This window comes from Bradyrhizobium sp. CSA207 (genome assembly GCF_029051685.1).
In the GTDB taxonomy this organism is placed as follows: Bacteria; Pseudomonadota; Alphaproteobacteria; order Rhizobiales; family Xanthobacteraceae; genus Bradyrhizobium.
Map to the genome: position 1 here is coordinate 38,838 of NZ_JAACFT010000010.1, position 13,007 is coordinate 51,844.

The 13,007-nt window shown below is 62.8% G+C and carries 13 protein-coding genes; 8 read left to right on the top strand and 5 right to left on the bottom strand.

Annotated features, from left to right (window positions below; all coding sequences use genetic code 11):
• Positions 1-135: 135 nt before the first annotated feature.
• From GWG65_RS13120 to GWG65_RS13135, 4 genes are all read right to left on the bottom strand, one after another.
• Entirely contained in the window at positions 136-999 is an 864-nt protein-coding gene (locus GWG65_RS13120) for a hypothetical protein (protein WP_275195984.1), read from the bottom strand.
• A gap of 235 nt (positions 1,000-1,234) precedes the next feature.
• Positions 1,235-1,315, bottom strand: coding sequence for a pyrroloquinoline quinone precursor peptide PqqA (gene pqqA, locus GWG65_RS13125; protein ID WP_008562446.1), 81 nt, complete (start codon positions 1,313-1,315; stop codon positions 1,235-1,237).
• Between the two features lie 215 nt (positions 1,316-1,530).
• Positions 1,531-1,854 (bottom strand): hypothetical protein, encoded by a 324-nt coding sequence (locus tag GWG65_RS13130; RefSeq protein WP_275195985.1) that lies wholly within the window; start codon positions 1,852-1,854, stop codon positions 1,531-1,533.
• A gap of 128 nt (positions 1,855-1,982) precedes the next feature.
• Complete coding sequence (locus GWG65_RS13135; RefSeq protein ID WP_275195986.1) at positions 1,983-2,375, bottom strand: EF-hand domain-containing protein; 393 nt, start codon at positions 2,373-2,375, stop codon at positions 1,983-1,985.
• 332 nt (positions 2,376-2,707) lie between these two features.
• Here GWG65_RS13135 and GWG65_RS13140 point away from each other — a divergent pair, with 332 nt between their 5' ends.
• The 4 genes from GWG65_RS13140 (at position 2,708) to GWG65_RS13155 (ending at position 6,855) form a co-directional block, all read left to right on the top strand.
• Positions 2,708-4,372, top strand: coding sequence for a methanol/ethanol family PQQ-dependent dehydrogenase (locus GWG65_RS13140; protein WP_275195987.1), 1,665 nt, complete (start codon positions 2,708-2,710; stop codon positions 4,370-4,372).
• A gap of 13 nt (positions 4,373-4,385) precedes the next feature.
• Entirely contained in the window at positions 4,386-4,742 is a 357-nt protein-coding gene (locus GWG65_RS13145) for a cytochrome c (RefSeq protein ID WP_275195988.1), read from the top strand.
• Positions 4,739-5,668, top strand: a complete 930-nt coding sequence (locus GWG65_RS13150; protein ID WP_275195989.1) for a transporter substrate-binding domain-containing protein — start codon at positions 4,739-4,741, stop codon at positions 5,666-5,668. The genes GWG65_RS13145 and GWG65_RS13150 overlap by 4 nt, the downstream gene beginning before the upstream one ends.
• Before the next feature lie 197 nt (positions 5,669-5,865).
• Positions 5,866-6,855, top strand: coding sequence for a tripartite tricarboxylate transporter substrate binding protein (locus GWG65_RS13155; RefSeq protein WP_275195990.1), 990 nt, complete (start codon positions 5,866-5,868; stop codon positions 6,853-6,855).
• Positions 6,856-6,961: 106 nt separating this feature from the next.
• Here the strand turns inward: GWG65_RS13155 and GWG65_RS13160 are convergent, their stop codons facing one another.
• Positions 6,962-7,930 carry a helix-turn-helix domain-containing protein gene (locus tag GWG65_RS13160; RefSeq protein WP_275195991.1) on the bottom strand — a complete coding sequence of 323 codons (969 nt, stop codon included), beginning with the start codon at positions 7,928-7,930 and terminating at the stop codon, positions 6,962-6,964.
• 514 nt (positions 7,931-8,444) lie between these two features.
• Here GWG65_RS13160 and xoxF5 point away from each other — a divergent pair.
• The 4 genes from xoxF5 to gfa all read left to right on the top strand — a co-directional run bounded on the left by xoxF5 (position 8,445) and on the right by gfa (position 12,622).
• On the top strand, positions 8,445-10,250 hold the full coding sequence (xoxF5, locus tag GWG65_RS13165; RefSeq protein WP_275195992.1) for a lanthanide-dependent methanol dehydrogenase XoxF5: 1,806 nt from the start codon (positions 8,445-8,447) through the stop codon (positions 10,248-10,250).
• Positions 10,251-10,360: 110 nt separating this feature from the next.
• The gene (locus GWG65_RS13170; protein WP_275196138.1) at positions 10,361-10,855 is read left to right on the top strand and encodes a c-type cytochrome, methanol metabolism-related; all 495 of its coding nucleotides are present in this window, start codon (positions 10,361-10,363) and stop codon (positions 10,853-10,855) included.
• A gap of 60 nt (positions 10,856-10,915) precedes the next feature.
• On the top strand, positions 10,916-12,025 hold the full coding sequence (locus GWG65_RS13175; protein WP_275195993.1) for an S-(hydroxymethyl)glutathione dehydrogenase/class III alcohol dehydrogenase: 1,110 nt from the start codon (positions 10,916-10,918) through the stop codon (positions 12,023-12,025).
• A 33-nt stretch (positions 12,026-12,058) separates the two neighbouring features.
• Complete coding sequence (gfa, locus tag GWG65_RS13180; RefSeq protein WP_275195994.1) at positions 12,059-12,622, top strand: S-(hydroxymethyl)glutathione synthase; 564 nt, start codon at positions 12,059-12,061, stop codon at positions 12,620-12,622.
• Positions 12,623-13,007 lie beyond the last annotated feature (385 nt).

The following is a 13,007-nucleotide window of genomic DNA, read 5'->3' on the forward strand; positions in this document are numbered from 1 at the left end:
ACGTCCGAGGGAGCGGGAAGTTTCAATCCACGGGGACGGAACCAGTTCGAATCGCGAAGAGTCCCCCTCACCCGAATTCGAGCTACGCTCGAATTCGACCTCTCCCCGCAAGCCGGGCGAGGTCAAGAGCGCACCCTAGAAATTTACCCCGAACACCAGCCTTGCCTGGTGGCGTTCGAAATTGACGAGGTCGAGATTGGCGGCGGATCCGGCGGGACGGCCCCAGGCCTGCATGCTCCAGCTCACGGTGAGCCGCGAGCGTTCGGAAAGCTGGAAATAGGCGGTGGGACCGACGAACAGCGCCTGGCCCGCGAATTCGCCAAGACCGATACCGTCGTACTGGCGGAAGTAGCGCACTTCGCCGCCGAGCAGCACGTCGGGGCGCAGGCGGGCCATGCCGGCAAAAGCTACGCCGATCATGGAGCTCTTCTCGGACTGCCCGGCCATCTCGAAGCGCGCCCATTCCGGCTGATAGATCAGGTTGAGCGCGCCGATGGCAAAGTTCGGGATGAGTTCGCGGTCGAAGGCGAGCGTGAGGTCGGTGCCGTACATTCGGCCCTTTGCGCCGGAGGTCTCATCGATGCGGTCGCCATGGAACTCGGCGGCGACGGTCAGTCCGAACGGCGCGCGCTCGCGGTCGAGCAGGCGATAGCGCAGGTCGAGCGAGACACCCTGGAAGTTGAGCTGGCGGCGGTCGTCGATGTCGGGGACGCCGGTGATGTCGTGCAACGTGGCGGTGCCGCCGACCTCGATGCGGAAGTTCGGCAGCGGCACGACCTCGATCTCCTGCGACAGGGCGCGGTAGGTCCCGCTGCCCTTGCCGAACCGCCCCGTCGTCTGGCTCTGGAGTTCACGCTCGCCGGGAGTGCCGACGTCGGTACCGATCATGAAGCCGAAGATGTGCTCGGTATCAAAGCCCTCCTCCGCGCCGGCGCGCGCCGGGGCAAGCGCGACGAAGCACGCAACCGCCGTCCAAAACCTCAAGGCTGCGACGCGCATCCCGTATCCCGAAGGCGCGCGCCGCCTTGATGCGGCAGTAGCGCTGACCGGCGTCAGCGTAACATACTACGGACGGAGCGCGGATGAGATTCTGCACGGAGAGTACGCCCGAACGGGCGTGGCTTTGCATAACCGCAAGCGAGAGCACGAGACGATGTCGGGCGATAGCGGTCCGAACACTGCCACGGCTTCGACGGTGTTTGCCATCGAAGCCGCGGCAGGTCGCTGGGTGGTCTTACTTGCGCGAAGCGCAGGCGTACATGTTGATTTCCATGCCGACCGGCACTTCCACAATCTTCGGAGCTTTCCAAGCCATTCGGGGTCTCCCAAGGGATTGAGCGCGACATCGCGCGACCGAAACCTAGGGCTGGGTCAAGTGCAGCGCAAGTCTGGAATCGAAGGCGGGAATGCATCTCTCGCGATTCTCACGCCGACACTTCTCTCTCGGACAAGAGGTGTTCACTCTCGGGCAAGAGACGCACCTTGTGCGATGCACCGCCGCAGATTTTCGACTCACGCGTAGCCGTGGCGTTAACAATCCTTGCCCGCCACTTGCGGACTGGATTTCGCACCTTCCGCCTGATCCGCTGCAGTCGGCTGGCTCTGCATCTGCCGCTGCGCATCTTCGGACGATGCCGCCGTTCCGCCGCTGGCGCGATTCATCGTGCTGGTCGGCGGATGCTGGCTTGCCTCGCTCGACGAACTCTGCGACTGGGCCGAGCCGACGGTGACCGGACCGGAGCCGGCATCCTTGTCGGTGCTGGCGCTGCCGGTGTTGCAGGGGCCCGCGATGGCGACACTGGCGCTCAACGTCAGAATCGCGCACGCAGTGAGAACAGATCGTTTCGTGTTCATCTGCATCATCTCCTCTTGTCCCGCCGCGCTGCCCCGGCGCCGAGCAGGACATTGCCGAGAGAACAGGCCGAACAGCCCGAGGTTCCGAACTTCGTTGCGGAATTACGCCACGTCAGGACAGCGTACGCTCATCGCAACAGCCGCAGCAGCGCGCGGCCGGCGCGCGAGTTCAGCTCCCGCGCATCCAGCGTTCCGTCCTTGTCCGGATTGGCGGCGTTGAAGCGCTGCTCCACCACCGCCAGATATTCGTCCAGCGTGAGCGTCCCGTCGCGATCTGGATCGGCGGCTGCGAGTTCCTTCGCCGTCAGCCGCCCGCGCAATTCGCGCGTGTCCAGCGTGCCGTCATGATCGGGATCGAGCTTTGCGAACAGCGCCGCTGCTGCCTTCTTCACTTCGGCAAGATCAAGCGTGCCGTCATTGTCGGTATCAAACATCTTGACGGCGTTTGCGGATGCCGACCAGGCCGGACCGGATAGCAACGCGACCGTCAATGCAAGCGCAGCGGAGCGACGCGACATCATCGAAACCTCCCGTGATGGAGCTTCCCGATTTGAGCGGGATCTAGACAGGTAAGTCAAAAAGAGCCCCCCGGTTCAAGTCCCCGGAATTGCAATCGGCGCGCTCTACAACGAGGGAGCCCGGCCACACGATGCGTGCGCTGCTTCGCGTCACGGAATTTCGCCAGCGCCTCCGCACAAGTGGGAAAATATCGTCGTAGGGTTTCCGTAAGGTGACCGGCATCTGGCGTCCAACATATCGGCATGACGCTTACGACTTTCGTATTGACGGCTTTTGCTTTCAGGCGGAGTGTTGCTGCCGCAGCGTCAAAAGGCGCGCATATTGGGAGGAACGGATGAAACGCTTTGCGATGGCCGCGAGCCTCGTCATGCTTGCATCGACGTGTGCAAGCGCCCAGACCACCGAGCAACTGGTCAAGGGCGCGACCGATACATCGAACGTTCTCAACTACGGGATGGGGTACAACCTCCAGCGCTTTTCGACGCTGAACCAGATCAACAAGGACACTGTCAAGAACCTCGTCCCGGTCTGGAATTACAGCTTCAACGACGATCGCAGCGAGGAATCGCAGCCGCTGGTATACCAGGGCGTGATCTACGTGACGTCGCACAACGCGACCATGGCGGTCGACGCCAAATCCGGCAAGCAGATCTGGAAGAGCAAGATCGAATATCCCGCCGAGACGCCGCGCATCGTCTGCTGCGGCATCATCAATCGCGGCGCGGCGCTCTACGACGGCAAGGTGTTCCGCACCACGCTCGACGCCAACGTGATTGCACTCGACGCCAAGGACGGCAAGGAGCTGTGGCGGCAGAAGGCGGCCGACATCAAGGAAGGCTACTCGATGACGGTGGCGCCGCTGGTCGCCGACGGCGTCGTCATCACCGGCATTTCCGGCGCCGAGTTCGGCACCCGCGGCTTCATCGACGGCTGGGATCCGGCAACAGGCAAGCATCTGTGGCGCACCCATTCGATCCCCTCGCCGGAGGAGCCCGGCGGCGACACCTGGAAGGGCGACACCTGGAAGCTCGGCGGCGGCTCGACCTGGATCACGGGTTCTTATGATCCCGAGCTGAACACGGTCTATTGGGGCATCGGCAATCCCGGCCCGTTCAATTCGGCGGTGCGCCCGGGCGACAACCTCTACACCTGCTCCGTGCTGGCGATGGATCCCAAGACCGGCAAGATCAAGTGGCACTACCAGTTCTCGCCGAACAATCCGTTCGACTACGACTCCGTCGCCGAGATGGTGCTCGCCGACATGAACGTCGAGGGCAAGCCGACCAAGGTGCTGATGGATGCCAACCGCAACGGCTTCTTCTACGTGCTCGATCGCACCAACGGCAAACTGCTCGCCGCCAATCCTTACGTGAAGGTCAACTGGGCGACCGGAATCGACATGAAGACGGGACGGCCGATCGAGACCGACGTCAGCAAGGATGCGCGCGAGGGCAAGAAGGTCGTTGTCTATCCCTCGCTGCTCGGCGGCAAGAACTGGGAGCCGATGTCCTTCAACCCGCAAACTGGGCTCGCCTACGCCAACACTCTCGCATTCGGCGGGCACTACAAGACGGAGCCGGTGACGTACAAGGCCGGCGAATGGTATCTCGGCATGGACCTGACCGACCTTTGGGACTGGCCCAATGGTCCCCGCGGTCATCTCAAGGCGATTGATCCGCTGACAGGCAAAGCCAAGTGGGAAGCCCCAAGCGACATTCCGCGCTTCTCGGGCGTGCTGTCGACTGCGGGCGGCGTCGTGTTCACGGGCGCGCTGACCGGCGAGTTCGAGGCCTTCGACGCCGACAGCGGCAAGAAGCTCTGGCAATTCCAGACCGGCTCGGGCATCGAGGGGCAGCCCGTGACCTGGCAGCAGGACGGCGTGCAGTATGTCGCCGTTACGAGTGGGTATGGCGGCGTCTACTCGATCTTCTCCGGTGACGAGCGGCTTGCCACGGTGCCGGCGGGCGGCTCGCTGTGGGTCTTTGCGGTCAAGCAGTAGCCACAGGCAAGACGTGCTGAGAGAGGTGACTTACCAGACGGCGGCGAAGATCGCCGCCGTCGCGGTGCTGACGGTCGCGCTTGCGGCGACCGTTCGCGCCGCGGATGAAGCGAATGGCAATCCCGTGCAGGCGCAGATCGACCACGGCAAGTCGACCTATGCCTCGAAATGCTCGCACTGCCACGGCCCCAACATGATGAACTCCGGCACCATCACGCCGGACCTGCGCGCCTTCCCCGACGACAAGACGCGCTTCGTCACCACGGTGAAGAACGGCAAGAACAATAAGATGCCGCCGTGGGCCGACATCCTCAGCGACGACGAGATCGGGGATCTCTGGGCCTTCATCTCGAGCCGGAGGAAGCCATGACGGCCTGGCGCACCGCATGGAGCGTCGCCGCAATCCTCGTGGCGACGGCAACGCTCGCTTATGCCGCCGACGATCCCTTAAGGATTTGTCTCGATGAGGACCGGCCGCCGCTCTCGGTGCACCACCGCAGCAAGCCGGACTCCGGTTTCGACGTGCTGCTGGCGCAGGCGATCGCGGAGCGGCTAGGACGGCCGCTGGCCATTCAGTGGTTCGAGAGCAAGCTGGATGAGGATTCGAGCCCGCAGCTCGAGGCCAACGCACTGCTTTCCGACGGGCGTTGCGCGCTCGTGGGCGGCTACGCACTGACGCAGGATTCGCTGGTGGTCCCCGGCATGAAGACGGCCCGGCTGCCGGATTTCGCCGGCGCCACGCGCGACGACCGCCGCCGCCGCGTCGCGCTCGGCGTGCTCAGCCCGAGCCAGCCTTACGTATATTCGCCCATGACGGTCGTGCTCGGGCCGAAGGCGGCCGGCCGCAAGATCGGCGACATCGGCGATCTCGCCGGCCTTCGCCTCGCGATCGAGAGCGGATCGCTGGGCGATGCCATCTTGATGACGTTCGACAAAGGGCGCCTGATCGATGGGATCACGCATCTCGTGCCCGGCCGCAGCGACCTGCTCGGGGCGCTCGAGCGCGGCGAGTACGACGCAACGTTGATCGACCTCGCCCGCTTCGACGCCCATCGTGCCGCGCATCCCGACGCCGCGATCACCGCTTCCGGCTACTACTACCCGATCGGCGCTAATCGCGGCTATGTCGCGCTTGCGAGCGAGCCTGCCCTGATCGACGCCGTCAACAAGGCACTGACCCGGCTTGCTGCCGAGGGCAAGATCGCCGAATTCGGCAAACAGGTAGGGCTGACTTATCTGCCGCCGCGCGAACCCGCGATCCTCGGCGACGCCTGGAAGCAGATTATTCAACGGTGAGACTTCATGATTCCGGCGCGCCCGCAGGGCGAACCCGGAATCCATTACACAACACGGTCTGCGGCCAGATGGATTCCGGGCCCGCATGCTGCGCACGCATCCCGGAATGATGTGGCGAATGCGCCAATCTGTCTCGCCTCTCGCCTGTGGCAGAGGCGGTTTGATGCAGTACCCTCGGAAAAAATCAGGAGGGAATCATGTCCGCCAAACTCGATCGCCGCCAAATCATCGCCGCCGGCACCACCGCCCTTGCGATGCCTTTCCTCTTGCGAAGCGCCTCGGCGCAAGGTGCGTGGCCGTCGCGGCAGATTCGCATGATCTGTAGCTACCCCGCCGGCGGCCAGACCGACCTGCTCGCGCGCGCCTTCGGCGAATTCATCTCGAAGCAGGTGGGGAAGACCGTCGTCATCGAAAACAAGCCGGGCGCCTCCGGCGCGATCGGCACGGCCGAGGTCGCCCGCGCGGAGCCCGACGGCCAAACCGTGCTGTGTTCGATCTCGACCACCTACATCATGAACCGGGTGGTGATGAAGAATCCCGGCTACGACATGGACAAGGATTTGGCGCTCGTCAGCGTCATTCCGGGCGCCGGCCTGTTGCTGGTGGCGAACCCGAAGACCGGCATCAAGACACTGGAGGACTTCGTCGCCTTCGCGCGCAAGAGCGGCAAGGTGAACTTCGGCACCTATAGCGCGGGCTCGGCCCCGCACATGACAATCAACGAGCTCAACAAGCAGTATGGCCTTGCCATCGAGCCGATCCACTACCGGGGCGAAGCCCCGATGTGGACAGGGATGCTGGAAGGCACGCTCGACGCCGCGATGGGCAGCTATACGGCGGCGCAATCCGTCTTGCAGAGCGACCGTGGCGCCGTGTTCGCGGTGCATTCGAAGAAGGTCGGCGCGATTCCCGATATCAAGACGCTGCCCGAGCAGGGCGGGACGTCAAAATTCTTCACCGTGAGCGGCTTCACCGGCTGGGCCGTGCCGAAGGCGACGCCGCAACCGGTCGTCGACCGGCTCGCCGAACTCTGCGTGGCGGCCAACAGCGATCCCAAGGTGAGGGAAGTTCTCAACACGTTCGTGCTCGAACCGGCGATCGGCTTCAAGGAGACCAATGCACTGTATCAACGTGAGCTGCCGATCTGGATCGAAAGCGCGCAGTCTCTTGGCCTCGAGCCGGCCTGAATCAATGCCGCGTCGGCATCGCCCGTATCCCGGCGTTGGGCTGGTCATCCCTCCGTCGCATGAACCAGCCGCGTCCCCAGATCGCGAAACGCCGCGCGATGCTCGCCTAATGCCCGTCCGCGCTGGCAGCGGCCTGCTGCCCCTTGTGGATTGAGGACGGCACCACGCCGAAATATTTCCGGAACACGCGGCTGAAATGCGATGAGCTGGAAAAGCCCCAGGAGAACGCGACGTCGGTGATGGTCTTGCCGGCGTGGGCCTCGAGCTCTTGGCGGCAGTTCTGAAGGCGCGCCTGCCAGATGTAATCGCTCACCGTGGTGCCGCGCTCGGAGAACAGCATGTGCAGATAGCGCTTGGAGCAGCCGAGTTCGGTGGAGATCTGGTCGATGCACAGATCCGGATCGCGCAGGTGCTCGCGGATGAAAAACTGGGCGCGCACATACATCGCCTCCGGCCCGACGCGGTCCAGCATCGTGTCGGCTTCGCGCAGCGGCAACAGCAGCAGATCGATCAACGAATCAGCGACGCCGACCGCGCTGTTCGCCGACAGCTTTGCCGCTTCGTCGAACGTGGCATGGACGAAATCATGAGCGATCCGCCCCGTCCCGGTGCGCGACGACAGCTTGCAGGCGGGCATTCGCTGCGACGGGAATCCGCGGTCCCGCAGCAACGCCTTCGGCACGATCACCACGTCGTGGCGCGTGAAGGCGGGGCTGATGATCGAATGCGGACAGGAGACGTCATAGGCGATGATGTCGCCCGGGTTGATCTCGATGTGGCGACCCTCCTGCTCGAAATAGGAGACGCCGTAGGTCTGGAAGTGAATCTTGATGTAGGGATGCTCGTTGGCTTTGGCGCGCGCCAGCGTGTGTGCGATGCGATGCTGGCTGACCTCGATCTGGCAGAGCTTGAGGCGCGAAACACTGGTGTAGTCGATGCGGCCTTCAAGCGAGGACGCCTCCAGCGGATCGACGTCGAAATGACCACATAGGCTGGTGAGCCCGTCGATCCAGCTCTGGATCTGCCGCTTCGGCGTCATTCCGGTCGTCGAGAGCGTGTGAATTGTGTCGGACATTAATCCAGCCACTGCATTGATCCGGAGATTCGACGCGAATCGCGACCAGCGCTGCCGAAGCCCTCAGCCATGATTGCGTGACGTTTACCTCAAATTCAGGCGGTCTCTTGGAACGAGAACCATCGTTCGATTGCCACCCTTGAAGCTTAATCCTCCGCCTTAGTTGCACGGTCGTCAAGGGGAACCTGACTGTCGATGGCGGCGCGGTGCGATATGGAAGCAGCTGAATTCGCGCCTGCAAAATCAAAAACTTGGCGTCCGTGCGCTGTCGAGCAAATCGCCTTCTCTCTTGGGCAAGTTTCCCGACGGTGAAGGCGTTAGGGATTGCGTCAGGAACACCAAGAACGGGCCGCTCCTGCACGTGGACCCGTGGCTCTCATCAGGAGGAGGAAACAGCACAGCATCGTTTCTGGTCTCAATCGCGACCGCCCTGCACGAGCAGACGCCGGACGAAAAGCCCGGTGATTAAGCAATGCTTCGGAAACAATAAACGCGACCAACGGAGGAAATGACTATGCGCAAGGTGCTACTGGCGACCTATCTTGGCTCCGCGGCGGCTCTCGCTGTCGGCAGCGCCTCAGCCAATGATGAGCTGAACAAGATGTCGCAGAACCCAAAAGACTGGGTGATGCCGGCGGGCGACTACGCCAATTCCCGCTTTTCCAAGCTGAACCAGATCAACGCACAGAACGTCGGCAAGCTCCAGGTGGCTTGGACGTTCTCGACCGGCGTGCTGCGCGGGCATGAAGGCGGCCCGCTGATCGTCGGCAACGTGATGTACGTCCACACGCCGTTCCCGAACAAGGTCTACGCTCTTGACCTTTCCAACGAGAACAAAATCATCTGGAGATACGAGCCGAAGCAGGATCCGAACGTCATCCCCGTGATGTGCTGCGACACCGTGAATCGCGGCGTTTCCTACGGCGACGGCAAGATCTTCCTGCATCAGGCCGACACGACCCTGGTCGCGCTCGATGCCAAGACCGGTCAGGTTGCATGGACCGCCAAGAACGGCGATCCCGGCAAGGGCGAGACCGGCACCTCGGCGCCGTTGGTCGTCAAGGACAAGGTGCTGATCGGCATTTCCGGCGGCGAGTTCGGCGTTCAAGCCCATATGACCGCCTACGACATCAAGACCGGCAAGCAGGTCTGGCGCGGGTATTCGGAAGGGCCGGATGACCAGCTCCTGGTCGACGACAAGACCACTGCGCTCGGTAAGCCGATCGGTAAGGATTCCAGCTTGAAGACCTGGCAAGGCGATCAGTGGAAGATCGGCGGCGGCGCCACTTGGGGCTGGATCTCCTACGATCCCGAACTGAACCTCGTCTACTACGGATCGGGCAATCCCTCGACCTGGAATCCGAAGCAGCGTCCCGGCGACAACAAATGGTCTATGACGATCTGGGCGCGCAATCCGGACACCGGCGTGGCCAAGTGGGTCTATCAGATGACGCCCCATGACGAATGGGACTATGACGGCGTCAACGAGATGATCCTCTCGGACCAGCAGATCAACGGCCAGCCGCGCAAGCTGTTGACGCATTTCGATCGTAACGGTCTCGGCTATACGCTCGATCGCACCAACGGCGAATTGCTCGTCGCCGAGAAATACGATCCGAAGGTGAACTGGACCTCCGGCGTCGACATGGACAAGAACTCGCCGACCTATGGTCGTCCGAAGGTGCTCGACGCAGCTTCGACCGACAAGGCGGGCGAAGACCACAACGTGAAGGGCATCTGCCCGGCCGCGCTCGGCACCAAGGATGAGCAGCCGGCAGCCTACTCGCCGGATACGCAGCTGTTCTACGTTCCGACCAACCACGTCTGCATGGACTACGAACCGTTCAAGGTGAGCTACACCGCGGGCCAGCCCTATGTGGGTGCGACGCTCTCGATGTATCCGCCGCAGGGTGAAAGCCACATGGGCAACTTCATCGCCTGGGACGGCAAGACCGGCAAGATCGTCTGGTCGAACAAGGAGCAGTTCTCGGTCTGGTCCGGTGCGCTCGCAACTGCCGGCGGCGTGGTGTTCTACGGCACGCTCGAAGGCTACCTGAAGGCAGTCGACGCCAAGACCGGCAAGGAGCTCTACAAGTTCAAGACTCCCTCCGGCATCATTGGCAACGTCACGACCTATGAGAACGGCGGCAAGCAGTACGTCGCAGTGCTCTCCGGCGTGGGCGGCTGGGCCGGCATCGGTCTGGCGGCAGGCCTGACCGATCCGACCGCCGGTCTCGGCGCAGTCGGTGGCTACGCGGCCCTCAGCAACTACACGGCGCTCGGCGGTACGCTGACCGTGTTCTCGCTGCCGGCGAACTAGCCTCAACACCGTATCGCTCCGGCGCGTGGATCAAATCTACGCGCCGGCTCGTCTCCAACGAAGGCCCCGAGGAAATTCTCTTGCGTAAAATCTGCTCTGTCATTGCTGCGATGGTCCTGGTTGCGTCCGGAGGCGTTGCTGTCGCGGACGACGGCCCAGGCGACCCGGCCGCCGTCAAGAAGGAAGACGACGGAAAGTGGCTCGATAAGGAAGGAGTCCCGACCTACAAGATTTCTGCCGACAGCACCGTGGACTGGTTCACCTATTCCGGATATCGGCGCTATCACTCGGACTGCCACGTCTGCCATGGCCCGGACGGCATGGGGTCCACCTACGCTCCGGCGCTGAAGGACTCCGTCAAGACGATGAGCTATGGCGACTTCCTCGGCGTCGTCGCCTCCGGTCGCAAGAATATCTCGACCGCGCAGGAGAACGTGATGCCGGCCTTCGGCGACAACCCGAATGTCGCTTGCTACATGGACGATCTGTACGTCTATCTACGCGCCCGCTCCACGGAAGCATGGGGCCGGCAGCGCCCAGCCAAGAAGGACGAGAAGACGGGGGCCTACACCAAGGCGGAAGACGCCTGTATGGGCAACAAATGAACGTTACGAGGACTGCCAAGACTACTTCTTGGCGTTCTATGAGAATTTGAGGAGCTTACGATGAAGACACGTGCCGCCGTCGCTTTCGAAGCCAAGAAGCCGCTCGAGATCGTCGAGGTCGATCTGGAAGGACCGAAGGCCGGCGAAGTCCTGGTCGAGATCAAGGCGACGGGCATCTGCCATACCGACGCCTACACGCTCGACGGCTTCGACAGCGAGGGAATTTTCCCGTCGATCCTGGGCCATGAGGGCGCCGGAATCATCCGCGAGATCGGCCCCGGCGTGACCTCGGTGAAGCCGGGCGATCACGTCATCCCGCTCTACACGCCCGAATGCCGGCAGTGCAAGAGCTGCCTCAGCCAGAAGACCAATCTCTGCACCGCGATCCGCGCGACGCAAGGCAAAGGCGTGATGCCCGACGGCACCAGCCGCTTCTCCTACAAGGGCAAGCCGATCTACCACTACATGGGCTGCTCCACCTTCTCGAACTTCACGGTGCTGCCGGAGATCGCGGTGGCGAAGATCCGCGAGGACGCTCCCTTCGACAAGAGCTGCTACATCGGCTGCGGCGTCACCACGGGCGTCGGCGCCGTCGTCAACACCGCCAAGGTCACGCCGGGCTCCAACGTCGTCGTGTTCGGCCTCGGCGGCATCGGCCTCAACGTCATCCAGGGCGCCAAGATGGCCGGCGCCGATAAGATCATCGGCGTCGACATCAACGACTCCAAGGAGGAATGGGGGCGCAGATTCGGCATGACCGATTTCGTCAATCCCAAGAAGATCACCGGCGACATCGTCCCGCATCTCGTCAATCTCACCGACGGCGGCGCCGACTACACTTTCGACTGTACCGGCAACACCACGGTGATGCGCCAGGCGCTCGAAGCCTGCCATCGAGGCTGGGGCACTTCCGTCGTCATCGGCGTTGCGGAATCCGGCAAGGAGATCGCGACCCGCCCGTTCCAGCTCGTCACCGGACGCAACTGGCGCGGCACTGCCTTCGGCGGCGCGCGCGGTCGCACCGACGTACCGAAGATCGTCGACTGGTATATGAACGGAAAGATCCAGATCGATCCGATGATCACCCACACGCTCAAGCTCGAAGACATCAACAAAGGCTTCGATCTGATGCACGAGGGAAAATCCATCCGTTCAGTCGTCGTGTTCTAGCTCAGAAGCATCACACCCAAGGAGGATCGACCCATGACTGTTGCACTCCATCCCTCGATCGATAACGGCATCAAACAGGGCAGCGGCAATTTTGCCGGCGGCACGCTCGTCTGCAAATGCAAGGACCATCAGGTCAAGGTCGGCGTTAAGGGCGACGTCGCCCACAATCACGCGTGCGGCTGCACCAAGTGCTGGAAACCGCAGGGCGCGATTTTCTCGGTCGTGGCCGTGGTGCCACGCCAGAATGTCACGGTGCTCGAGAACGGCGACAAGCTTCAGATCGTCGATCCCTCCGCGGTGATCCAGCGCCACGCCTGCAAGGCCTGCGGCACGCATATGTATGGCCGCATCGAGAACAAGGACCATCCGTTCTACGGCCTCGACTTCATCCACGCCGAGCTGTTCCAGGAGCCAGGCTCGGCGGCACCTCAGTTCGCCGCCTTCGTCTCGTCGGTGATCGAATCGGGCGTGAAGCCGGAGCAGATGGCGGGCATACGGTCTCGGTTCAAGGAGCTTGGGCTGGAGCCCTATGACTGCCTGTCGCCGGCACTGATGGACGCAATCGCGACCCACGTCGCGAAAGCAAAAGCCGCTTGAGCATCAAGGCTGCCTGTCCAAGGCCGCCCGATGTTCGCCACACCCCGTCCGCTCGCTGGTCCCGACCACCGCCAGCGAGCCGGACGGGCGCGGTTACCGGAAGATCGCGACGACGACGCCTCTCTCGCCTTTGATGTGCTTGCGAGAATCATCGGCTCCCTCAGTCCTGGTCTCTGAATGACTGCGCAGTGCCGCCAACTTCCTCCTTGAAGCTTGCGCCGCTGCGTTTCTCCCTCCCTCGACTGAGGCATCCTGCTTCGTCCGCACAGTCTGCCTGGCGGACGAAGCTTTTTTTCGTCGGGGCTGCGTTCGCGGTCGCACATACGCGACGTCCTGCCGCGCCCTGCTTTTGACAAATCACGACTGCAATCTGTTCACGTCGAGG